Annotated in this window: 24 protein-coding genes; 12 read left to right on the top strand and 12 right to left on the bottom strand. The window is 73.4% G+C overall.

The window, feature by feature from the left end; translation table 11 throughout:
- The first annotated feature begins 69 nt into the window (after positions 1-69).
- Complete coding sequence (locus tag GQF42_RS39025) at positions 70-1224, top strand: ABC transporter ATP-binding protein (RefSeq protein WP_158927893.1); 1155 nt, start codon at positions 70-72, stop codon at positions 1222-1224.
- Positions 1225-1250: 26 nt separating this feature from the next.
- Here GQF42_RS39025 and GQF42_RS39020 read toward each other — a convergent pair whose 3' ends face one another.
- From GQF42_RS39020 to GQF42_RS39005, 4 genes are all read right to left on the bottom strand, one after another.
- Positions 1251-2189 (bottom strand): ABC transporter substrate-binding protein, encoded by a 939-nt coding sequence (locus GQF42_RS39020; protein WP_158927891.1) that lies wholly within the window; start codon positions 2187-2189, stop codon positions 1251-1253.
- Positions 2186-2857 (bottom strand): ABC transporter permease, encoded by a 672-nt coding sequence (locus tag GQF42_RS39015; RefSeq protein WP_158927889.1) that lies wholly within the window; start codon positions 2855-2857, stop codon positions 2186-2188. The genes GQF42_RS39020 and GQF42_RS39015 overlap by 4 nt, the downstream gene beginning before the upstream one ends.
- Positions 2854-3597, bottom strand: coding sequence for an ABC transporter permease (locus tag GQF42_RS39010; protein ID WP_158927887.1), 744 nt, complete (start codon positions 3595-3597; stop codon positions 2854-2856). Before GQF42_RS39010 ends, GQF42_RS39015 begins: the two co-directional genes overlap by 4 nt.
- Positions 3598-3776: 179 nt before the next feature.
- A complete protein-coding gene (locus GQF42_RS39005) occupies positions 3777-4352 on the bottom strand; it encodes a TetR/AcrR family transcriptional regulator (RefSeq protein ID WP_158927885.1) in 576 nt (191 codons plus the stop codon).
- Positions 4353-4473: 121 nt separating this feature from the next.
- On the opposite strand from GQF42_RS39005, the gene GQF42_RS39000 reads away from it, so the two are divergent.
- From GQF42_RS39000 to GQF42_RS38990, 3 genes are all read left to right on the top strand, one after another.
- Positions 4474-5331 carry an AAA family ATPase gene (locus GQF42_RS39000; RefSeq protein WP_158927883.1) on the top strand — a complete coding sequence of 286 codons (858 nt, stop codon included), beginning with the start codon at positions 4474-4476 and terminating at the stop codon, positions 5329-5331.
- Positions 5332-5384: 53 nt separating this feature from the next.
- On the top strand, positions 5385-6686 hold the full coding sequence (locus tag GQF42_RS38995) for a VWA domain-containing protein (protein ID WP_158931110.1): 1302 nt from the start codon (positions 5385-5387) through the stop codon (positions 6684-6686).
- An 89-nt stretch (positions 6687-6775) separates the two neighbouring features.
- A complete protein-coding gene (locus GQF42_RS38990) occupies positions 6776-7759 on the top strand; it encodes a pyridoxal-phosphate dependent enzyme (RefSeq protein WP_158927881.1) in 984 nt (327 codons plus the stop codon).
- 539 nt (positions 7760-8298) lie between these two features.
- Here GQF42_RS38990 and GQF42_RS38985 read toward each other — a convergent pair.
- Positions 8299-10635 (bottom strand): MFS transporter, encoded by a 2337-nt coding sequence (locus GQF42_RS38985; protein WP_158927879.1) that lies wholly within the window; start codon positions 10633-10635, stop codon positions 8299-8301.
- 183 nt (positions 10636-10818) lie between these two features.
- Here GQF42_RS38985 and GQF42_RS38980 point away from each other — a divergent pair, with 183 nt between their 5' ends.
- A complete protein-coding gene (locus GQF42_RS38980) occupies positions 10819-11784 on the top strand; it encodes a pirin family protein (RefSeq protein WP_158927877.1) in 966 nt (321 codons plus the stop codon).
- Here GQF42_RS38980 and GQF42_RS38975 read toward each other — a convergent pair.
- From GQF42_RS38975 to GQF42_RS38955, 5 genes are all read right to left on the bottom strand, one after another.
- The gene (locus GQF42_RS38975) at positions 11689-12357 is read right to left on the bottom strand and encodes a hypothetical protein (protein WP_158927875.1); all 669 of its coding nucleotides are present in this window, start codon (positions 12355-12357) and stop codon (positions 11689-11691) included. The two genes, GQF42_RS38980 and GQF42_RS38975, sit on opposite strands and share 96 nt — an antisense overlap.
- Before the next feature lie 296 nt (positions 12358-12653).
- Positions 12654-13235 (bottom strand): class I SAM-dependent methyltransferase, encoded by a 582-nt coding sequence (locus GQF42_RS38970; RefSeq protein WP_158927873.1) that lies wholly within the window; start codon positions 13233-13235, stop codon positions 12654-12656.
- A 179-nt stretch (positions 13236-13414) separates the two neighbouring features.
- Positions 13415-13597: a hypothetical protein gene (locus GQF42_RS38965; RefSeq protein WP_158927871.1), complete on the bottom strand. Its 183-nt coding sequence runs from the start codon at positions 13595-13597 to the stop codon at positions 13415-13417.
- 162 nt (positions 13598-13759) lie between these two features.
- The gene (locus GQF42_RS38960; RefSeq protein WP_158927869.1) at positions 13760-14194 is read right to left on the bottom strand and encodes an OsmC family protein; all 435 of its coding nucleotides are present in this window, start codon (positions 14192-14194) and stop codon (positions 13760-13762) included.
- Positions 14195-14221: 27 nt separating this feature from the next.
- On the bottom strand, positions 14222-15616 hold the full coding sequence (locus GQF42_RS38955; RefSeq protein ID WP_158927867.1) for an FAD-binding oxidoreductase: 1395 nt from the start codon (positions 15614-15616) through the stop codon (positions 14222-14224).
- A gap of 156 nt (positions 15617-15772) precedes the next feature.
- Between GQF42_RS38955 and GQF42_RS38950 the strand changes: the two genes are divergently transcribed.
- The 5 genes from GQF42_RS38950 (at position 15773) to GQF42_RS38930 (ending at position 18441) form a co-directional block, all read left to right on the top strand.
- A complete protein-coding gene (locus GQF42_RS38950; RefSeq protein WP_158927852.1) occupies positions 15773-16204 on the top strand; it encodes a universal stress protein in 432 nt (143 codons plus the stop codon).
- A 125-nt stretch (positions 16205-16329) separates the two neighbouring features.
- Positions 16330-16818, top strand: coding sequence for a MarR family winged helix-turn-helix transcriptional regulator (locus GQF42_RS38945; RefSeq protein ID WP_158927850.1), 489 nt, complete (start codon positions 16330-16332; stop codon positions 16816-16818).
- Positions 16815-17270: a winged helix DNA-binding protein gene (locus GQF42_RS38940; RefSeq protein ID WP_158927847.1), complete on the top strand. Its 456-nt coding sequence runs from the start codon at positions 16815-16817 to the stop codon at positions 17268-17270. Before GQF42_RS38945 ends, GQF42_RS38940 begins: the two co-directional genes overlap by 4 nt.
- Positions 17271-17332: 62 nt before the next feature.
- Positions 17333-17680, top strand: a complete 348-nt coding sequence (locus GQF42_RS38935; protein ID WP_158931108.1) for a tetratricopeptide repeat protein — start codon at positions 17333-17335, stop codon at positions 17678-17680.
- 92 nt (positions 17681-17772) lie between these two features.
- Entirely contained in the window at positions 17773-18441 is a 669-nt protein-coding gene (locus GQF42_RS38930) for a peptide deformylase (RefSeq protein ID WP_158927845.1), read from the top strand.
- Here the strand turns inward: GQF42_RS38930 and GQF42_RS38925 are convergent.
- Positions 18426-19856 (bottom strand): dihydrolipoyl dehydrogenase family protein, encoded by a 1431-nt coding sequence (locus tag GQF42_RS38925; protein ID WP_158927843.1) that lies wholly within the window; start codon positions 19854-19856, stop codon positions 18426-18428. The genes GQF42_RS38930 and GQF42_RS38925 overlap by 16 nt on opposite strands.
- 140 nt (positions 19857-19996) lie before the next feature.
- Between GQF42_RS38925 and trxA the strand changes: the two genes are divergently transcribed.
- Positions 19997-20371, top strand: a complete 375-nt coding sequence (gene trxA / locus GQF42_RS38920; protein ID WP_158927841.1) for a thioredoxin — start codon at positions 19997-19999, stop codon at positions 20369-20371.
- A gap of 37 nt (positions 20372-20408) precedes the next feature.
- Here the strand turns inward: trxA and GQF42_RS38915 are convergent, their stop codons facing one another.
- Complete coding sequence (locus tag GQF42_RS38915) at positions 20409-21422, bottom strand: LacI family DNA-binding transcriptional regulator (RefSeq protein WP_199273147.1); 1014 nt, start codon at positions 21420-21422, stop codon at positions 20409-20411.
- 173 nt (positions 21423-21595) lie between these two features.
- Here GQF42_RS38915 and GQF42_RS38910 point away from each other — a divergent pair, with 173 nt between their 5' ends.
- The gene (locus GQF42_RS38910) at positions 21596-22339 is read left to right on the top strand and encodes a TetR/AcrR family transcriptional regulator (RefSeq protein WP_158927837.1); all 744 of its coding nucleotides are present in this window, start codon (positions 21596-21598) and stop codon (positions 22337-22339) included.
- The last annotated feature ends 115 nt before the right edge of the window (positions 22340-22454 follow it).

The following is a 22454-nucleotide window of genomic DNA, read 5'->3' as shown; positions in this document are numbered from 1 at the left end:
CTCGGCCCCGGTGAGCGCGGCCGGACGGCTCGTCGCGCGCCGCGCGAGCGGCCCCGTTAGCGTGAGGGAATGATCCGGTTCGAGCAGGTCACCAAGCGGTATCCGGACGGTACGACGGCCGTGGACGACCTCTCGTTCGAGGTCTCCGAGGGCGAGCTGGTCACGCTCGTGGGGCCGTCCGGGTGCGGCAAGACGACGACCATGATGATGGTGAACCGGCTGATCGAGCCGACCTGCGGGCGGATCCTCGTCGACGACGAGGACGTCGCCCGCGTCGACCCCGTGCGGCTGCGCCGCCGGATCGGCTACGTGATCCAGCAGGTGGGCCTCTTCCCGCACCGCACCGTCCTCGACAACACCGCGACCGTGCCCGCGCTGCTCGGCTGGAAGCGGACGAAGGCCAGGGCGCGGGCGGCCGAGCTGCTCGAGCTGGTCGGGCTCGACCCGACGACGTACGGCCCGCGTTACCCGGAACAGCTCTCCGGTGGACAGCGGCAGCGGGTCGGGGTGGCGCGGGCGCTCGCCGCGGATCCGCCGGTGCTGCTGATGGACGAGCCGTTCGGCGCGGTCGACCCGGTGGTGCGCGAGCAGTTGCAGGACGAGTTCCTGCGGATGCAGGCCGCGGTGCGCAAGACGGTGTTGCTGGTCACGCACGACATCGAGGAGGCCGTCCGGCTCGGTGACCGGATCGCCGTGTACGGGCAGGGCCGCATCGAGCAGTTCGACACACCCGGAGCGGTGCTGGGCGCGCCCGCCACGCCATACGTCGCCTCCTTCGTGGGCGCCGACCGCGGGCTCAAGCGGCTGTCGGTCACCGCGCTCGAACCGGACGACCTGGAACAGCCGCCCGTGGCCCGTCTGGACGAGCCCGCCGAGCGGGCCCGGGAGCGGCTGCGGGCCGAGGGCGCGCGCTGGGCGGTCGTCCTCGATGTACGCGGCGACCTGCACGGCTGGGTCGGCATCGACGCCCTGGCGGCGGGCGGCACGGTCGGGGACCGCACCCACCGGATGACCGCGTGGGTGCCGCTGGGCACACCACTGAAGCAGGCGTTCGGGGTGATGCTCCAGTACGACGCCGGGTGGGTCGCGGTGCTGGACGGAGCGCGCTTCCTCGGCGTGCTCACCCCGGCGAAGCTGCACGAGGCGCTGCGTCGCTCGGTGGACGCGGACGCGCGGGGCGTGGCGCGCGGGCAGGTCCCGTTCGACTCGGTGTCGGATGCCTGAGCCCGGTCGGTGCCGCGTGCGGCCGGTCACTTCAGCAGGCCCTTGTCCTTGAGACAGGTGCGGGCCACGTCGGCGGGCAGCCGGCGCCAGCTGTCGACCTGCTGGTTCATGGACGCCAGGTCGGCCGTCGTCAGCACGTCGTTGAGCCTGCCGAGCGCCGTCGTCACGCGTGCGCCGCCCGCACGGGGGCGGTTGACGACCGGGACGATGTAGTCGGCGTTCTGCAGGTGCTTGTCGTCGGCGAGGACCACCAGGCCGAACTGGTCCAGCGTGGCGTCCGTGGTCGTGGTCAGTACCATCTGGTCCCGGCCCGCCTGCACGGCACGCTTGGCCTGGGTGGTACCGACGCCCTTGGGATCGATGCCGATGATGTCGATGCCGTAGACCTTCTTCAACCCTGGCTCGCAGTACGGCCGTTGGACGCACTCGTCACCGGCCGCGAGCCGCACCTTCAGGCCCGACGCGCCGAGGTCGCCGAGGGTCTTGAGGTGGTGTTCGCGGGCGTAGTCCGCGCGGACCGCGAAGGCGTTCTGGTCGACAGCCCGGCCGGGCGGAAGGACGGTGAGTCCGCGGGGCGCGGCGAGTTCCCGCAGCGCCTTCATCGTCCGGTCGAGGTCGGGTGAGCCGACCGGCCTGGCGTCGGCGCCGTGTGTCTTGGCGTTCAGCCAGTCGGCGAAGGTGGCCGCGTACTCGGGCACGACGTCGATCTGGCCGGACTCCAGCGCCGGTTCGTACAGCTCCCGGTTGGCGACCGTGAGCATCGAGGTCGTGTAGCCGGCCTGGTCCAGCAGCTGGGCGTACATCTGGGCGAGCAGGTCGCTCTCGGTGAAGCCGGCCGAGCCGATGGTGAGGTGGTGGCTGTCGCCGGGCGCGGCGGTGACCTCGCCGCGGTTCTCCAGGGAGGGGCCGGTGGTGCAGGCGGTGAGGGTGAGCAGTACGGCCACGGCTGCCGTACGGACCCTCATCGCGACCCTCGTGGCCAGTGCGGGGCGAGCCGCTCGGCGATCTCGAAGACGGCCTCGACGATCAGCGCGAACCCGGCGACCAGGATCGCTCCGGCGACCACCTGGGGCGTACTGGCCAGGTTGAAGCCGGCGGTGATGATGCGGCCGAGGCCGCCGCCGCCCGCGAGCGCGGCGATGGTGGCGGTGGCGACCAGCTGGACGGCGGCGATCCGGACCCCGGTCATGACCAGCGGGAGCGCGAGGGGCAGCTCCACGCGCAGCAGCATCTGCCGCCCGGTCATCCCCATGCCCCGGGCCGCCCGGACGATGCTGCGGTCGACCTCGCGCATGCCGACGTAGGCGTTGGTGAGCAGCGGTGGCACGGCGAACAGCACCAGCGCCACCACCGTGGGGCCCTCGCCCCACTTCCCGACCGGGGTCAGGAGCAGCAGCACCAGGACGGCGAAGGTGGGTACGGCCCGGCCGACGTTGGAGATGTTCACGGCGAGGGCGCCGCCCTTGCCGAGGTGGCCGAGGACGAGAGCCACCGGGAGCGCGATCACGCAGCTGACGGCGAGACAGACGACGGTGAGGACGAGGTGCTGCAGCAGCCGGCTCCGGATGCCGTCGTCGCCGGACCAGTGCGCGGGGTCGGTGAGCCAGTGCCAGCTCGCACTGAGCGTGTTCATGCGCGGCCCGCTCTCGCCCCACGTAGCCCTGTGCGCGACCGCCGCCGCCGGGCGGGGGCGCGTGCCCGCCCGGCTCTCGTCCACGGCGTGATCAGCCGCTGCACACCGAGCAGCAGGAGGTCGGCGGCGACGGCGATCAGGACGCACAGCGCCGACGCGGTGAGCACCTGGGCCTTGAAGTAGGTGTTCATGCCCGCGTAGATGAGGTTGCCGAGGCCACCGAAGCCGACGATCGCACCGACCGTGACCAGGGAGACCGCCGAGACGGTGGCGATGCGCAGCCCGGCCATCGCGGCGGGCAGCGCAAGGGGCAGTTCCACGGTGAGCAGCAGCCGGATGGGGCCGTAGCCGAGGCCGCGCGCGGCCTGCCGGGTCTCCTCGGGTACCGCGCGCAGGCCCGCGAGGATGTTCCGGACGAGCAGGGTGAGTGAGTACAGCACCAGCCCGGCGACGACAAGGGTGGCCGACAGGCCGTACAGCGGCAGGAGCAGGGAGAACATGGCGAGCGACGGGATGGTGTAGAGGATCGTCGTCAGGGCGAGGACCGGTCCGGCCGCCCAGCCCCAGCGGCGGGCCAGCACCGCGAGCGGCAGGGCGATGGCCAGGCCGATGAGGACCGACAGGGCGGTCAGCCGGAGGTGCTGGACGACCGCGTCGAGCAGGATCTGCCGGCGCGTGCTCAGATAGGCGCCGCAGATCCAGTCGTTGCGCGCGAGGCAGTCGTGCGGGGGCGCGGTCACGGGTTCATTGCACCGGGCGGGCGAGTGGGGTGGCGCGTTGGGCTGACCCGTACGAGCGAGGCCGGGCGCCATCGGCGCCCTCGTGTCCGGGCCGGACACCGCAGATCGGGCGGCCCGTCCCGCGCAGCAGTACCCGGAGCCCCCCGGCCTTCCGCCCCCACGCCGGGGGGCACGGCCCGTCAGGCCATCCCCGCCGCGTCCAGGAGCGCGCTCGCCGTCGTCGTGGCGAGGCCGTCGTCCAGGTGCTCCACCTTCGCGCCGGCCCGGGCGCTGGCGCCGTCGAAGACCAGCACCAGCTGGCGGGCGAGCAGCTCGGGGTCGCGGGCGCCGCCGCGTTCCGCCTCGGCGCGCAGGGCCTGCGTCAGGCGCTCCTTGACGGCGCGGGCGACCACGCTCGCCGGGTGCTCCGGGTCCTTGAGTTCGACCAGGACGGCCAGGTAGGGACAGCCGTGGTAGTCGGGGTCGGCGGCGGACCTCGTCACCTGCTCGAAGACATGGAGGATCCGCTCGCGCGGGGTGGCGTGCTCCGGGTCGGGGTGCGCGAGGCGTGCCTCGTAGCGCGGGATCCGCCGCTCCAGGCTGGCGGCCAGCATCGCGTCCTTGCTGTCGAAGAGCTGGTACATCGACCGCTTGGAGACACCGGCCTCCCGGCACAGGGCCTCGATGCCGACGCCGACGCCGTCACGGTAGGAGAGCCTGGCGGCGGCGTCGAGCAGCCGGTCGCGGGAGGACGCCTTGTCGGTGGTGGTGGCCATGCAGCGAGGTTACCCCGGTGTGGGCGACAGAGAAACCGATCGGTGTATTTGCGTGACAGGGGGACTGAACAAGCGCTTAGATAGGAGACCGGACCCCGCTCCCCACCCGCCGGAGGCCCCGTTGTTCACGTCCGTCGACGACGTCTCCGCCCGCCTCGCCGAGACCGGCTACCTCGCCTCGCCCGCCGTCGCCACGACCGTGTTCCTCGCCGGCCGGCTGGGTAAGCCGCTGCTGGTGGAGGGCCCCGCGGGAGTGGGCAAGACCGAGCTGGCCAAGGCCGTCGCCCAGGTGGCCGGGGCCCGGCTGGTGCGGCTGCAGTGCTACGAGGGCGTCGACGAGTCCCGGGCGCTGTACGAGTGGAACCACGCCAAACAGCTGCTGCGCATCAGCGCGGGCCGCGACGAGAGCTGGGACGAGACGCGCACCGACATCTTCAGCGAGGAGTTCCTGCTGCCCCGCCCGCTGCTGACCGCCATCCGCGGGGACGAGCCGACGGTGCTGCTGATCGACGAGACCGACAAGGCCGACGTCGAGATGGAGGGGCTGCTGCTGGAGGTGCTCAGCGACTTCCAGATCACGGTTCCGGAGCTGGGCACGGTCACCGCGACCCGCCGCCCGTTCGTCGTCCTCACCTCCAACGCCGGCCGGGAGCTGTCCGAGGCGCTGCGCCGGCGCTGTCTGTTCCTGCACATCGGCTTTCCCGAGGAGGAGCTGGAGCGGCGGATCGTCCGGCTGAAGGTGCCGGGCCTGAGCGAGGCGCTGGCCGCGTCGGTGGTCCGGGTGGTCGGCGCGCTGCGCGCGATGGACCTGCGCAAGGCGCCGTCGGTCGCCGAGACCGTGGACTGGGCGCACACCCTGCTGGCCCTGGGCGCCGACACACTGGACGAGACGGTCGTACGCGACAGTCTCGGGGTGATCCTCAAGCACCAGGACGACATCCAGAAGGCGGCGGCCAAGCTCGACCTGGACGCGCTGTGACCGAGGTCGCCGAGCGCATCACCGGCCTGGTCGGGGCGCTGCGCGCGCACGGGATGCGGATCGGCACGGGCGAGAGCGTGGACGCGGCCCGCGCGGTGGCGGCACTGGGTCTCGCGGACCGGGAGCTGCTGCGCGAGGGGCTGGCCGCGACGCTGCTGCACGGCCCGGGGCAGCGGGCGGTGTTCGACCCGGTCTTCGACCTGTACTTCCCGCGCACCGTCGGGGGCCTTCAGGGCTCCGGCGCGGACCGGGACGAGCTGCGCGGCCGGCTGGCCGAGGCCCTCGCCGCCGACGACCGGGCGACGATGGCCCGGTTGGCGGCCGAAGCCGTCGACGGCATGGGCGGGTACGGCAGTTCACCGGGCTCCGACGGCTTCTCGGCGTACCAGACCCTCGATCGGCTGCGCCCGCAGACCCTGTTGGCGCGCGTGCGCAGCGATCTGCGGGGCCGCGACGGGAACGGCGCCGGCGACGGCTTCGCCGACCGGTTGCTGGACGACGAGATCCGGCGCCGTATCGAGGCGTTCCGGCGGATGGTCGGGGCGGAGGCGCGGCGCCGGGTCGCGGAGCGGCGCGGGCGCGACGAGATCGCCCGGCGCGGTGTCGCACCGACCGCCGACCGGGTGGACTTCCTGTTCGCGGGCCGGGATCAACTGGCCGAGCTGCGCCGGGCGGTTCAGCCGCTCGCCCGCAAGCTGGCCACCCGGCTGGCCGCGCGCCGGCGCCGGGCCGCGCGCGGCACCGTCGACCTGCGGCGCACGCTGCGTTCCTCGCTGTCCACGGGCGGGGTGCCGATGCGGCCGGTGCTGCGCAGGCGCCGCCCCGTCCGCCCCGAACTGGTGCTGCTGTGCGATGTGTCCGGCTCGGTGTCGGGCTTCTCGGACTTCACGATGCTGCTGGTACAGGCGCTGCACGACCAGTTCAGCAAGATCCGGGTGTTCGCCTTCGTCAACCGGCTCGACGAGGTGACCGCACTGCTCGAGCACGGCCGCGCCGACCCCGACGGGCTCGGTGCCCGCATCCGCACCGAGGCCACGCTCACCGGCTGGCACGGCAGCAGTGACTACGGCGTGGCGCTGGGCGAGTTCGCCGAGCGGTACGGCGACGCGGTCGGCCCGCGCTCCACCGTGTTCGTCCTCGGGGACGCGCGCACGAACATGAGCGACCCGAACCTGGCCGCGGTGCGCGAGGTCGCCCGGCGGTCCCGGCGTGTGTACTGGCTCAACCCGGAGCCGCGGGACCGCTGGGGCACCGGCGACTCGGCCGCCCCCGCCTACGCCGACCTGGTCGAGATGTACGAGTGCCGTACGGCCCGACAGCTCAGCGCGCTGATCGCCCGGCTGCTTCCGGTGTGATCGACTGGTCCCGAACGACCGCGAGCGGCACCTGATCCGGACCTGATCTGCGCCTGACCCGCTCTTGATCGCACCGAAGGACGTACGCCATGAGCCACTCCCCCGTACCGCTCGGCACCTTCCCCACGCCCGTCGAACCGGCGCCCCGGCTGGCCGTCGCGCTCGGGCTCGAGCCGACGGACCTGTGGATCAAACGGGACGACCTGACCGGTCTGGGCGGCGGCGGGAACAAGATCCGCAAGCTGGAGTGGACGGTGGGCGCGGCCCTCGCCGAGGGCGCGGACACGCTCGTGACCACGGGTGCCGCGCAGAGCAACCACGCCCGGCTGACCGCCGCGGCGGCCGCCCGGCTGGGCCTGGCCGCCGTGCTCGTGCTGCGGGGCGCGCCCGGCGCCGCACGGTCCGGGAACCTGGCGCTGGACGGTCTGTTCGGGGCGCGGCTCGCCTGGGCGGGTGACGTGGACCAGGCAGGCCTGGACCTGGCCGCGGCCGAGGTGTGCGCGCGGCTGCGGGCGGACGGTGCCCGGCCGGCGCTGATCCCGTTCGGCGGGTCGGGTGTGGCGGGCGCGCGGGGCTATGTGCGCTGCGGCGAGGAGCTTGACGCGCAGGTACCCGAGCTGCGCACGGTGGTGGTCGCGCTCGGCTCGGGCGGCACCATGGCCGGGCTGGTCGCGGCCCTCGGCACCGGCTCGGTGCTCGGCGTCGACGTGGGCGCGCTGGCGGACCCGGCCGCGGCGGTGGCCCGGTTCGCGGCGCCGCTCGCGCCGCAGGAGGTCACGGCCGGGGAACTGCGCGTGCGCCGGGACCAGGTGGGCCGCGGCTACGCGGTGCTGACCGGACCGGCGAGCGAGGCGCTCCGGCTCGCCGCCCGCACCGAGGGCCTGGTCCTCGATCCCGTGTACACCGCCCGGGCCCTGGCCGGTCTGCGCGCGGCTGTCGCCGACGGGGACGTCCGGCCCGGCGAGAAGACGGTGTTCGTCCACACCGGCGGCCTGCCCGGCCTGTTCGGTCATCCGGACGCCGTCGCGTTCGCGGAACAGGGGGCGGCCGAGTTCGCGGACCGGGTGAACTGAGCGGGACGCCCGTACGGGGCGAGCCCGCGGATGTGCGCCGGTCGGCTCTTCGCCGGTCCGCTCTTCGCGGACCGGTTCGCCGTGGTGCCGGCGAAGTCGTCGACCACTGCGGGGACCCCCGGTCTGTCCCGCGGCACCTAAGTCCACGGCCGGCCGGGCCCTGGACGCTCTCGGCCGCCGGCTGGAGGAGCTGCGACGAACGAGTCCGGTACCGGCAGCGCGCCGACGGCGCTCGATGAGCGGCTGCGCGGGCGCACCACCTCGGCCAGACCGACCGGCGGCCGCAGCGCCCGCCGACCGGCCCGCTACAGCCACGCCCGGTGCACCTGCGCCGGGCCGCGGCGGGTGCGCCGACCCTCGCCTCGGCGGCGGCGTACTTCGCGGAGCCCGGCGGCCCATCCCGTCCGGCCGAGCCTGCCCCCGGCAGACGAACGAGTCCGGTACCGGCAGCGCGCCGACGGCGGTGCCGAGCCCGGTCGCCCCGGCCTCGGTCCAGCCGTCCCCGAGCACATCGGGCCCCTGAGGAGCGCCGGGGTGAACTACGCCGCCGGATGGGCGAGTTCCATGTCATGGCCCTCGACCCCGGCGCCGCCGACCCTCACTCCCGCGGCCCGCGGAGGGTAGCCGGCCGCGATCAGCGTGTACGGGCCGTCGTCCAGGTCGGAGAAAGCGTACGCCCCGTCGTCGCCGGTGGTGGTCGTGGCGACGACGTTGCCCACGGCGTCCAGCAGGGTCACCCGGGCGCCGCCGAGCGGTCCGCCCGCGCCCCGCACCGTGCCGCGCACCTGCGCACCGGAGCGCAGTTCGGCCTGGACACGGGTGACGCCGGTGCGGGCGACCTCCACGGGCAGCGCGAGCGGGCGGTGCCTGGGCGAGCCGACCGCGAGGGTGACCGGGCCCGGCGCGAGCCCGGTGAAGGCGAACTCACCCAGCCCGTCGGTCCGTTGCGTCGCCAGCACCTCCCCGCGCACATCGGTGACGATCACGACCGCTCCGGCGACCGGCCCCCCGCCGTCCGCGGCCCGGACCACGCCGGCCAGCCCGCTGGTGCCGTCGAGCAGCAGGTCGCACGCGACCGGATGCGCGCCGACGACGACGGTGCCGGCCCGTGGACGACGACCGTCCGCGGAGGCGACGAGCACATACGTCCCCTCCCCGGGCGCCACCACGGCATAGCCGCCGTCGGCCCCGGCGAGGGACCGGCCCACCTGCCGTCCGTCCAGCGAGACGAGCGTGACCGCGGCCCGCCCGACACCGGCCCCGTCGGTTCCGCGCACGAACCCGCGCACGGCCGTCCCGCCGGCACCGCTCGCGCCGACCGCGCGAGCCGGCGCCCGGTCGGCTCCCCTTCTCCCGGCCCCGCCGACGGCCGGCCCCGTCCCGGCACCGGCCCGTACCTGCGTCCCGCCGACCGACTCCCCGGCCTCCCCAGCCGCCTCCCGTACCACCCGCACCCCGGCCACCGTCCGGCGCGGAATGAAGGCGGCGACCAGCAGGGCGAGCACCGCGGCGCCCGACCCGACGGCCATGACCGCCTTGAAGCCGTTCTCCGAAGGCAGCGCCGTGGCGCCGAAGGCCATGGTCGTCCGGGCGAGGATCACGCCCGCGACCGCGCTGGCGGTGGACGTTCCGATGGACCGCATGAGGGTGTTGAAGCTGTTCGCCGCGGCGGTCTCGGACGGATCGACGGCGCCCATGATCAGCGCGGGCATCGCGCCGTAGGCGAAGCCGATGCCGGCGCCGATGACGCAGGAGGCCACCAGCAACTCCCAGACGGCGTGCATCAGCACGATGTCGAGCCCGTACCCGGCGGCGACGATCACCGCTCCGCACATCAGGGTCACCTTCGGGCCCCAGGTCCGGGAGATGAGGGCGGACACGGGTGCCATCGCCATCATCACCAGGCCGGTCGGCGCCATCACCAGACCGGCGTCGAGCAGCGACTTGCCGAGTCCGTATCCGGTCGCCTTGGGCAACTGCAGGAGCTGCGGAAGGACCAGGGACATCGCGAACATGGAGAAGCCGAAGGCGACCGAGGCGAGGTTGGTCACCAGGACCTGGCGGCGGGCGGTGGTGCGCAGGTCCACCAGGGGCCGTGCGGTGCGCAGTTCGAACAGGCCCCAGGCGAGCAGGACGACGACGGCCGCCCCGAACAGGCCGAGCGTCGTACCGCTGCGCCACCCCCAGTCGGCCCCCTTGGAGACGCCGAGCAGCAGGCAGATCAGACCGGCGGCCATGCCGAGCGCGCCGGGCAGGTCGAAACGGCCGCCGGTGCGCACCCGGGACTCGGGGACGAGGAGCAGGACGAGTACGCCGACGACGGCGCCGAGTCCGGCCGAGGTCCAGAACAGCACATGCCAGTCGTAGTGGTCGGCGATCAGTGCGGCGGCGGGCAGGCCGAGCGCGCCGCCGACGCCGAGCGACGCGCTCATCAGGGCGGTGGCGGAGGCGAGCCGTTCGGCGGGCAGTTCGTCGCGCATGATGCTGATGCCGAGCGGGATCACACCGGAGGCCAGGCCCTGGAGCGCCCGTCCGACGACCATCGGGGCGAGACCGTCGCTGAGCGCGGCCGTCACCGAGCCCGCGACCAGCATCACCAGGCTCGTCAGCAGCATCAGCCGTTTGCCGTACATGTCGCCGAGCCGGCCCATGACGGGCGTGGCCACGGCCGCCGCGAGGAGGGTCGCGGTGACCGCCCAGGCCGCGTCGGACGCGGATGCGTGCAGCAGCCTGGGCAGTTCGGGCACGATCGGGATGACCAGGGTCTGCATCAGTGAGACCACGATCCCGCCGAGGGCCAGTACCGCGACGACGGCGTTCGTCTCGGGTACGGCGGGCTCGACCGCCTCGGCGTGCCGGAGATGCGCTGGGGACATGGGCGGGCCTCCATCGGGGACACGGTCGGCATGCTCCACCCGAATGTAAGTCAGTTGATTGACTCACCCAAGTGGTATCACCGTTCCCCCACATCGGGTGACGGCCCCTGAACGGACTCCGTTCGCGAGTTCGGTGGCCCGTCCGCCCGGCAACCCGGACCGCCGGCCGCTAGGTTGGGCGGCATGAGCAACCTTGACCGCGCGCCCGTGCCCAGTCTCTGCGGCGGCCGTGGATTCGTCGTCGCCGAACCCGTGCGCGAGCTGCTGAGCCCCCGTCATGTGAAGCTGGGCGGGTCGACCGAGGTGCGCCGGCTGTTGCCCAACCTCGGCCGGCGCATGATCGGCGCGTGGGCCTTCGTCGACCACTACGGTCCCGACGACATCGCCCACGAGCCCGGCATGCAGGTCCCGCCGCACCCGCACATCGGCCTGCAGACGGTGAGCTGGCTGCACGCGGGCGAGGTGCTGCACCGCGACTCCACGGGCAGCCTGCAGACGATCCTGCCCCGTCAGTTGGGCCTGATGACCTCGGGGCGTGCGATCAGCCACTCCGAGGAGAGCCCGCGCCCGCACGCCCGCCTCCTGCACGGCGCCCAGCTGTGGGTCGCGCTGCCGGACGAACACCGCCACGCCGACCCGGCGTTCGAGTACCACCCGGACCTGCCCACGGTCACCGCGCCCGGCCTGACCGCCACGGTGATCCTCGGCGGCCTCGACGGCTCGGTCTCCCCCGGTACGACGTACACCCCGATCGTCGGCGCGGACCTCGCCCTGTCCCGGGGTGCCGACGTCCGACTGCCCCTGGAACCGGACTTCGAGTACGGCGTGCTGGCGATGTCCGGCGAGGTGCACGTGGACGGGGTGCCGGTGCTGCCCGGCTCGATGCTCTACCTCGGCTGCGGCCGCACCGAACTGCCGCTGCGGGCCGAGTCGGACGCCGGGATCATGCTGCTGGGCGGCGAGCCGTTCGCCGAGGAGCTGGTCATGTGGTGGAACTTCGTCGGACGCACCCAGGAGGAGATCGTGCAGGCTCGCGAGGAGTGGATGAGCGGGTCACGGTTCGGGGAAGTGAAGGGGTACGACGGGGAGCCGTTGCCTGCGCCGGAACTGCCGGCTGTGCCGCTGAAGGCCCGGGGTCGGGTGCGCTGAGCCGGCGTCTTCAGCCCGAACCACGCACAGCCGGGCGCGGCCTTGGCAGGCACCGGCCTTCGCGGCGCAGCCGGGGCCGTGCCGGCTCGCCCGTACGGCGACGGGCGCGAGCAGTGCCGGAACGACGGCGGTGAACCAAGTCGCCGCATCCGACAGGCTCATGGTGCGGCTGGCGACGCCCAGGCCGACGGGCAGCAGCGCCAGGCCGGGACAGGAGGCGAGGAACAGCCCGGCGAGGGCTTGGCCGCGCTGCGCCGGGGCGGCCGTACCGGCCATGTGTCCGACCGCGGACTTGAACAGCACCTCGGCTGGGGAAGTCGAAGACAGCGCGTGGCCGCCTGGGTTCACGCGCCGCCGCTCCACGACGAGGTCCGCCCGCAGCAGCCCGTTGTGGCTGACCAGTTGCGCCGACTCGCTGAGAGCAGCACCCGTGGCGAACGAGGGCGAGGGCGAGGTTGACGGCGACGACATCATCGACGACTGGGGCGGAACACTGGTGCAGCCGCTCATCAGGGCCCCGACGGCAAGGATCAGCGACATGGCGATGCGGGACAGCGTGGATCGGGACCGCATGACGCCTCCGCTGATGGACACCCGGGTCGTGCGTAGTGGTGTTCACCACGAGAACCCGGAAGGAGGCCGTACGCGCGCCGAACGGGCCGTTCGGGCGATGCGCGGCAGCCGCTCCTTGCCGGCGTCGGCGCGCAGCTGGTTCGTCGCGGCCATGACCGCCGTCCGGAGACGGGAGGCTGGTGCCGCCGGCCTCCGTCCACCCACTCGGCTGCCGCGGTCGGGCGGGCGCCATGGCCCGGCCCCGGTGCGGGGCCTACCGGACGGTCCTGCCTTCGGGGCAGGGACGAGCGGCGGGTTCAGCGCCTGACGGCGCGGACGACCGTGTCGAGGGCGACGGCCGTGTCGACGGGGCGCTGGGCCACCTCGGCAACGACGATGTCCGCCCACTGGTCCCACACCGCGCGCACCGATTCCACGCTGGTCAGCACACCGGGGTCCTGTGGGCCTCCGGTGCCGTGCTCCAGGTTGTCGGCGTCATGGCCGACCAGGAGGAGGGTGCCGCCGGGCCGGGCGGCGCGGGCGGCACTCTGCAGAACCTTCTCCGCCTCCGGCCGCGGCAGGTGGAGGTAGGAGAGGAGGACGAGGTCGTAGGCGCCCTGTTCGGGCTCGTACCGCGTGACGTCGGCCACCGCCGCCTTCACCGCCCGTCCCGCTGCCGCGTCCTTGATGCGGCCCACGGCGACCGGGGAGAAGTCCAGCGCGTCGACGCGCCAGCCGCGGTCCGCCAGCCACAGGGCGTTGCGCCCCTCCCCGGCGGCCAGGTCCAGCGCCCGCCCGGGCTCAAGGCCCGCCAGCTCCCGGACCACCCATACGTTCGGCTCCACCGACCACACGCGTTCGGCGGAACGGTAGCGCTCGTCCCAGGCCCCTGCGTCCATGACTCTCCTCGGCTTCTCGCACCCGTGCCGCTCGGCACGACGACACCACACGTCCACGTTCCGCCGGAACCCTACGGGAGCGAGGGGCCGGCACCCTGGTGTCGGTCCGCAGCACGACGTGAGGTGCGCGACGACGCCGGGGATGTGCGCGCGTCGGCCGACGGCGCCCGCGAGCCGGGTCACTTCTCCCAGCCGACCGTCTCCGGGAGCGGGTTGAGGAAGATGGTCGCGCCGACGTTGGCGAGGCCCTTCTTCACCGCGTAGCGGCCGCGTTGGCCGCGACCACGATCATCAGGAGCCAGCCGGCTGCCTTGCGCAGCACATAGCGTGCCATCCGCGGCACCTCCCCAAGGTGTGATCATCAGCTTGGTTCGTACCTTGCGGGGAAGGCCAGGCTCCCGCCGCTGCCGCCATGAGGCCGACACACGGCCGCAGCAAACGGTCCGGAATGCACGGCAATTCGGATGATCTTGGCGTTCCCCGCCGTTACATTCCGGGTCCTCCTCTCAGGCCCGCTCGACTCGTCAGGCCTGCTCGACCGTGGCCCGCACGGGCGTTCCCGTCTCCACCGTGCGGCTGACGGTGCACAGACGGTCGTGGGAGGTCTTCACCGCCCGGGGCAGGATCGCCCGGGCCCGCTCGGCGCCCTCGCCGTCCGGGAACGTGACGTGGAAGGTCACCGCGAGGTCGGTGAGGCGGTTGCCGAGTTCGTCGTCGACCTTGGTGCCCTGCACGGCGACGGTGAAGACCGTGGGCTCCGCGTGCCGGCTGGTCGCGACGTCCACGTCGACGGCCGTGCAGCCGCCGAGCGCCGCGAGCAGCAGCTCGACCGGGGTGAACTCGGTGTCTCCTGCGGCGCCGGTGCCGAAGGAGACCGTGCCGCCGCGTACGTTGGTCGCCACGAAGTGGCCGGTGCTGGTGCGCTCCACGGTGACGGAGCGCAGGGAGGTTTCGGTCATGTCGGCGACCCTACGCCGCGGGCCGCCTCAGCGGCCGGTCACCTTGCCCGGGTTGAGCAGGCCACGGGGGTCGAGGGCGTCCTTGACGGCCCGGTTCAGGGCCATCACCGCCGGGCCCAGCTCGGCCCGCAGTCCGTCCCGTTTGAGCAGACCCACCCCGTGCTCGCCGGTGACCGTGCCGCCCAGCGCCAGCGCCTCGGCGATGATCTCGTGGAAGGCGGCCTGCGCCCGCTCCCGTGCCGCCTGGTCGCCGGGCGGCGTGATGAGCAGCGGGTGCAGATTGCCGTCACCGGCGTGCGCGATGTTGGCGATGAGCGTGTCGTGCCGCTGGGCGATGGCCTCGATCCGGCCGAGCATCTCCGGGACGGCGGACTTGGGTACGCAGATGTCCTCGGTGAGCACCGGGCCCAGCCGCTCCAGGGCCGGGTAGGCGAGCCGGCGCGCCTCGAACAGTGCGTCCGCCTCCTGCGGGTCGGTGGAGCGGGCCGCCCAGGTGGCGCCCGCGCCCTCGAAGCAGCGCAGCATGGCCTCGGCCTCCTCCTGTCCCGCCGGGCCCGGCGCGTCGGTGCGGCCGAGCAGGACGACGTCCGCGTCGGCGGACAGTCCCATCTGCTTCCAGGCGTCGACGGCCTGAAGACAGTGCCGGTCGATGAGTTCGAGGGCCGAGGGGGTCACACCGGCGGCGGCCACCGCGGCGACCGCGCGTCCCGCGTCCACGACGGACGAGAAGTACCCGGCGACCGTGTGCTCCGGCGGCCGGCTGGGCCGCAGCCGCAGCGTCACCTCGGTGATGACGCCGAGGGTGCCCTCGGAGCCGACCATCAGTGAGGTGAGGTCGTAGCCGGCGACGCCCTTCGCGGTACGGCGGCCGACCCGGACGAGTTCGCCGGTGCCGGTGACGAACTCCAGCCCCAGCACGTAGTCGCGTGTGACGCCGTACTTCACGCAGCACAGTCCGCCCGCGTTGGTGGCCACGTTGCCGCCGATGGTGGACCAGCGGGCGCTGGCCGGGTCCGGCGGGTACCACAGGTCGTATGCGGCGCAGGCGGTACGCAGGTCCTCGTTGACGACGCCCGGTTCGACGACCGCCAGCCGCTCCAGCGGGTCGATGCGTCTGATGGCCGTCATGGCCTCGGTGGACAGCACGACCGCCCCGTCGACGGCGTTCGCGCCGCCGGACAGACCGGTGCCGGCACCGCGGGGGACCACCGGGGCCGCGTGGTCGAGGCAGGCGAGGACGACCGCCCGCACCTCCTCGGCGGTCCGTGGCCGCACCATCGCCACAGGCAGTGCGTGGGGTGCCCATTCGGCCTCGTCGTGCGCGTAACCCGCCAGCACGGCGCGGTCGGTGACGACACGTCCCTCGGGCAGATCGCGGTGGAGACGGTCGGTCAGCGCGCGGACCGGGAGTTCCTGGGGCATGACAGCACGGTAATCGCGCCCGCCGCGCATGGACCGGCGGTTGGGACGATCACCACACCGAAACCGGGAAGTCCGCCGTCCTCGGGGAGGTTGCCACTGGTGACGCCGGACCGTCGGCGTCGTACGTCAGCTCGCGGAGCTAGAGGAAGAAGAGTCATGTTCCAGCGCATCCTGGTCGCCGTCGATTCCAGTCCCGCCCGTCACTCCGCCGTACGGCTGGCGGGTGAACTGGCAGGGCCGGCCGACGCCGAGGTCCGGGTCCTGCATGTCGTCGCGTCCGCCGCCACGCTCGCCACGGTCGTCGCGCTGGAGGACGACGACGAAGCCCAGGCGGTGCTCGACGAGGCCGTGGCGACCCTGCGCGACCTGGGCATCAAGACCGAGGGCGCGCTCGCCACCGGCCTGACCACCCAGATCGCCACCACCATCGCCGAGTCGGCCAAGGAGTTCGGCGCCGACCTCATCGTGCTGAGCCCGCATCACCGCGGCTCCGTGGAGGCACTGTTCAACCCGCGGATCAGCGACGCCGTGGCGCACGCCAGCGGGACGGCGATCCTGCTGGCGCCGCAGGACGCGGACCGGTCCTGACGCCGCCGGACCTGCCGGAGGCCGCTGCTCGCCCCCGGCAGGTCCGTTTCGCCCCGGCGGAACTCGTGGTCCGGAGTCCGGAAAAATAGTAGCCATGTACATAGTAGCCATGTACGGTATCTCTCATGAGCAACGGTTCCCAAGGAGCCACGCCGGGCTTCCTGGTGTGGCGGCTGTCGATGAAGTGGCGGGTCGCGGTGGACCGCGCGGTGGCCCCGCTGGGGCTGACCCACGCGCAGTACTCCCTGGTGGCCTCGCTGTACGGCATGCACCGCTCCGGCCTGCGGCCCAGCCAGCGCCGGCTCGCCGACCACACCGGCCTGGAGGCCCTCTACGTCTCCAAGCTGGCCCGCGGTCTGGAGTCGGCCGGCCTGCTGGAGCGCATCCGCGACCCCGACGACCCGCGTGCCGTCCAGCTCACGCTCACGGCGCGGGGACGCGAGGTCACCGAGCAGGCGATCGACGTCGTCCAGGGACTGCTGCGGCAGCTGCTGGCGCCGCTCGGCGGACTCGACAGCCCGCGCGCACGGGAGTTCACGCGCGACCTCGGCGCCCTGCTCGACGCACCGCTTGACCCGTTCGGCACCACCGATCACGAGACGGAGCAGTCATGACCACCACCGCACCGCGAGTCGACCCGCGTGTCATCGCCCTCGCCCACTACGCCTCGCGTGCCGTCCTGGAGCGCGTCCTCGCCCCGCACGGGATCGACTTCCTCCGGTCCGTCACCCTCCGGCTCACCGCGGTGGCCGACCGCCCGGTCGAGCGGGCCGCACTGGTCGCCGAGGTCGTCGGCGCGGTGAAGGTCACCGAGGCCGAGGCGCACCGCGCGCTCGAGGCGCTGATGGGCGCCGGCCTGGTGTCCGCCGAGGAGCCGTCCCACGTGCACGCCACGGACGCGGGACGGAAGCTGTACGCCACGACCTCCGCCGAGACCGCCCCGGTCAGCGCCCGGATCTACGCGGGCATCTCCGAGGAGGACCGGGCGGTGACCGGCCGCGTACTCACCCTGATCACCGAGCGGGCCGACGCGGAGCTGGCCGCTGCGATTACACGGAACAGTTAGTGGAATATTCAATGACCACCTTCCGTTGAGGCCGCCGAAGGAGGTCATCAGTGGAGACGCGAGTGGAGACCACGTACTACGACCACGGCACGCCCGCCGAGCGCTGGGAGCGGGCACAGCAGTTCTTCGGCGCCAAGGACTACGCGAGCGCGGCGCGTGTGCTGACCGGGCTGGTCGAGGAGGTGCCGGAGCAGACCGGACCCCGGCTGCTGCTGGCCCGCGCCTACTACCACTCGGCCCAACTGCGCCGCGCAGAGGCCGAGTTGCGCATCATCGTCGAGCGCGACCCGGTGGAGCACTACGCCCGGCTGCTGCTGGGCCGCACCCTCGAGCGGCAGTCCCGGCACGAGGAGGCGGAGCGCCATCTGCGGATCGCCTCGGCACTGGCGGGCGACTTCCCGCAGGAGTGACGGGCACCTCATGGGCCCGGTTCCCGTACGGGGACCGGGCCCACGGCATGCGAACACCCCGGGAGCGGCGGGGGGCATGGCATCCTGGCGCGATGGCACCCTCCCGTGATCAGGCACAACTCGCCGAACAGGTCGAGGAACTCCTCGCTGCCGGCGGCCCCTTGCCCGTCGTCGCCGCCGGACAGCCGGTGCTGCGGCGCGGCGCCGAGCCGTACGACGGCCAGCTCGGCCCCGCCCTGCTGGCCCGCTTCGTCGAGGCCCTGCGCGTCACCATGCACGCCGCTCCCGGGGTGGGCCTCGCCGCTCCCCAGGTCGGCGTGCCGCTGAGGATCGCCGTCATCGAGGACCCGGCCCCGGTGCCCGAGGAGGTCGCCGTGGCCCGGGGCCGCGTTCCGCAGCCGTTCCGGGTCCTGGTCAACCCGGTGTACGAACCCGTCGGCACCGCGCGCGCCGCGTTCTACGAGGGCTGCCTGAGCGTACCGGGCTGGCAGGCCGTGGTGGCCCGGCACGCCGAGGTACGGCTGCGCGGCCAGGACGGGCAGGGCCGCGAGCTGGACGAGACGATCACCGGCTGGCCGGCCCGGATCGTCCAGCACGAGACCGACCACCTCGACGGCACCCTCTACCTGGACCGCGCCGAACTACGGTCGCTGTCCACGCACGAGGCGGTCGCCGCGCTGTGGGCCCAGCCGACGCCGGACGCGGCGGCCGAGGCCCTCGGATTCGAACTCCCTCAGTCCCGCACTCAGTTGTCGCGGTAGGCCTCCAGCAGCCGCAGCCACACCTCGCTCAGCGTCGGGTACGACGGGACCGCGTGCCACAGGCGGTCGACCGGGACGCGGCCCGCGACGGCGACGGTCGCCGAGTGGATGAGTTCGCCGACGCCGGGGCCGACGAAGGTGACGCCGCGCAGGATCTCCTCCTCCAGGTCGACCACCATCCGGGCGCGCCCCGTGTAGCCGTCGGCGTACAGGCCCGCACCGGCGACCGAGGAGAACTCGACGTCGACGGCGCGCACGCGGTGGCCGGCCTGTTCCGCCTCGGCGAGCGAGAGGCCGACCGCGGCGGCCTCGGGGTCGGTGAAGACGACCTGCGGTACGGCGTGGTGGTCGGCGGTGGCGGCGTGCGCACCCCAGGGCTCCTGCAGCAGGGTGCCGCCGGCGGCCCGGTCGGCGATGGCCGCTCCGGCGATCCGGGCCTGGTACTTGCCCTGGTGGGTGAGGAGGGCGCGGTGGTTCACGTCGCCGACGGCGTACAGCCAGTCGGTGCCGGTGACGCGCAGGCTGTCGTCCACGTCCAGCCAGGAGCCCGGCTTCAGGCCGACGGTGTCGAGCCCGATGTCGTCGGTGTGCGGGACGCGGCCGGTGGCGAACAGGATCTCGTCGGCCTCCAGCCGCTCGCCCGTGCCGGTCTCCACCACGACGGTGCCGTGCTCGCGGGTGACGGAGGCGGCGGAGGTGCCGGTGCGGACGTCGACACCCGCCTCGGTGAGCGCTCCGGCGACCAGTTCACCGGCGAACGGCTCCATCCGGTTCAGCAGGCCCTTGCCCCGCACCAGCAGGGTGACCTGCGAACCGAGGGCCTGCCATGCGGTCGCCATCTCGGTGGCGACGACACCGCCGCCGACGACGATCAGCCGGGCCGGTGCGGCCTTGGCGCTGGTCGCCTCGCGGCTGGTCCAGGGCTTCACGTCGGCGAGGCCGGGCAGGTCGGGCAGCTGGGCCCGGGTACCGGTGGCGACCGCGACGGCATGCCGGGCGGTGAGGGTCGTGACCGTGCCGTCGGGAGCGGTCACGGTGACCGTACGGGGTCCGGCGAGCCGGCCGTGGCCGCGGTACAGGTCGGCACCGATGCCGTTCAGCCAGGCGACCTGGCCGTCGTCCTTCCAGTGGGAGGTGTAGTCGTCCCGGCGGGCGAGGACCGCCGGGGTGTCGAGGAGGCCCTGGACGTCCTGGGCGAGGCCGGGCAGGCGGCGGGCGTCGGCCTGGGCGATCACCGGCCGCAGCAGCGCCTTGCTGGGCATGCACGCCCAGTACGAGCACTCTCCGCCGACCAGTTCGCTCTCCACGACCGCGGTGGTGAGACCGGCCGCACGTGTGCGGTCGGCGACGTTCTCCCCCACGGGCCCGGCCCCGAGCACCACGACGTCGTACGCGATGGATTCCGTTTCCGTCATGGGCACAGTCTGGTGGGTGGTGTGCGTGGCGGCCACACGGGTACGCGCGCGGAATGCAGGCGTGCACAGGTGGAATAGGCAGCCCGACGGCCGCGTTTCCGCCGACGGCACACCCACACCGGGAAGTAGGGATTCACACCATGAGCAGCACCGTGGAGCTGACCAAGGACAACTTCGACCAGACGGTCACCGAGAACGAGTTCGTTCTCATCGACTTCTGGGCGTCCTGGTGCGGGCCGTGCCGGCAGTTCGCGCCGGTCTACGAGCAGTCCGCCAAGGACAACCCCGACCTGGTCTTCGGCAAGGTGGACACCGAGGCCCAGCCGGAGCTGGCAGCGGCCTTCAACATCCAGTCGATCCCGACGCTCATGATCGTCCGTGACAAGATCGCCGTGTACGCCCAGCCGGGTGCGCTGCCCGAGGCCGCGCTGACGGACATCATCGGGCAGGCCCGGAAGCTGGACATGGACGAGGTCCGCAAGAGCGTCGCCGCCCAGCAGGGGGGCGCCCAGTAGCAGGCGGCACCACGGACCGGGGGTCCCGGGCGCGCGATCAGCTGGACTCGCGCCGGATCACCGAGGCCCCCAGTACGGTGCGCACCTCCGGTTCCCCGCCGGGGTCACGTACGGCGCGGTCGACCAGTTCCGCCAGGTCCCGGCCGGAAGGCAGGTCGATACGGACCGTGCTGAGCCTCGGGCGCAGCAGCCGGCCGAGCATCAGGTCGTCGGCGCCGATCACGGCCACGTCCTCGGGGACGCGCAGCCCCTCGTCCTGCAGGGCGCGCATCAGCAGCATCGCGTACTCGTCGTTGTAGGCGAACACCGCGTCCAGCTCCGACTCCCGCCAGCGGGCCGCAAGTCGGCCGGCCGACTGCTCCGTGTACGCGAGCGGCAGCTCCGTCACGGCCGCGTCCGTGCCGCGCAGTGCCTCGCGCACACCGGCGAGCCGGGGCCGGGAGTAGAACTCCAGGCCGGGTTCCTCCGGCACCACCACGCCGATCCGGCGGCGCCCTCGGGCCAGCAGGTGGGTGCCCGCGCGGTGACCGACCGCGTCGTGGTCCATCAGCAGGGCGTGTGCGCCGTCGACGCGCACGGGGCCGAGGGTGACCACGGCCCGGGCGCCGGAGCGCTTGAGGTTCTCCACGCCCCGCGGGCCGAGTTCCACGCCGGGTACCAGGACGGCGACCGGCCGCAGCTCGGCCCAGGCACGGGCGGCTTCGTCGGCGTGCAGACCGACCGTGCCGTACTGCACGACGGTGTAGTCCAGGCGGCCGAGCGCCTGCTGGAGTTCGTTGAGGAACGCGCTGTAGAGGGGGCCCACCGGGATCGCCGGGGCGGGCATGAGGACCATGCGGCTGTGTCCGGCGCGCAGGCTGCGGGCAGCGGCGTGCGGCACGTACCCCAGTTCCCGGGCGGCCTCGTGGACGCGCCGGCGCGTCGGTTCGCTGATCCGTACGGCGCTGGTGTTGTTGAGGACGTACGACACGGTCGCGCGGGAGACTCCGGCCAGGCGGGCGACGTCGGCGCTCGTGGGCGTGTTCGGTATCTGCACCATGACAGACCGCATCTTGGCAGAGCGGCGGGCGCCCGGAGCGGGCGGGGCGATGTGGTTCACCGTTCGACGAAATCCAGTGCGGTCCGCACCTCCCGCACCTGAGTGTCCGACGGTGTCCGGCAGGCGGCGGCGAACATGTTCGTAACGAACTTGCTCGTAACGAACATGTTCGTTACGGTGAAGTCATGACCTCCTCTGCCGACTCCCCTGGTTCCCCTGGTTCCCCTGGTTCCCCTGGTTCCCCTGGTTCCCCTGGTTCCCCTGGTTCCCCTGGTCCCCCTCGTTCCCGTCGCGAGCGTCCCGCCAAGCCCGCCCTCACCCGGGAGGGCATCGTCACGGCCGCCGTCGCGATCCTGCGCGCGGAAGGGCTGCGCAAGGTCACCATGCGGCGCCTCGCGCAGGAGCTGGACACCGGCCCGGCCTCGCTGTACGTGTACGTCCGCAGCACCGACGAACTGCACGCGGCCGTCCTGGACGAACTGCTCGGCACGGTCGGACCCGCCCCGGCCGAGGGCACCTGGCGGGAGCGGCTGGAGAAGGTCCTCACCGCCTGCACCGCGATGCTCCTGGAACACCCGAGCCTCGCCCGCTCGGCACTGACCGCACGGCCGAGCGGCCCGCACTATCTGCGGCTCATCGAGACCCTGCTGGAGCTGCTCGACGCGGGCGGGGTACCGCGGGCACAGGCGGCGTGGGGCGTCGACCTGCTGCTCCAGCACGCCACCGCGACCGCCGCCGAGCATGCCGGGGAGGAGTCCACGGGCGACTGGCAGGCGCTGTCCCGCGCCCTGCGCGAGGCGCCCGCGGGCACGCATCCGCACATCGCCGAGAGTGCCGACGCGCTGCTGTCCGGAGCCCCCCGGGCCCGCCTGTCGTGGGCCTTCCAGGCCCTGATCAACGGCATCGAGCGGACCGCCGTACCGGGCTGACGTGCCACGGAGCGCCGTAAGCGCACCCCGACGGTGCTGCACGGCAGCCGGCGGCCGGTCCGCCGCACGGCCCGCTCCCGCATCCGACGACCCGCCGACCCGGCGGACCGGCCCG

Origin of the sequence: Streptomyces broussonetiae (genome assembly GCF_009796285.1) — a bacterium.
Taxonomy (GTDB): domain Bacteria; phylum Actinomycetota; class Actinomycetes; order Streptomycetales; family Streptomycetaceae; genus Streptomyces; species Streptomyces broussonetiae.
This window is presented reverse-complemented; position numbering and strand designations above follow the sequence as displayed.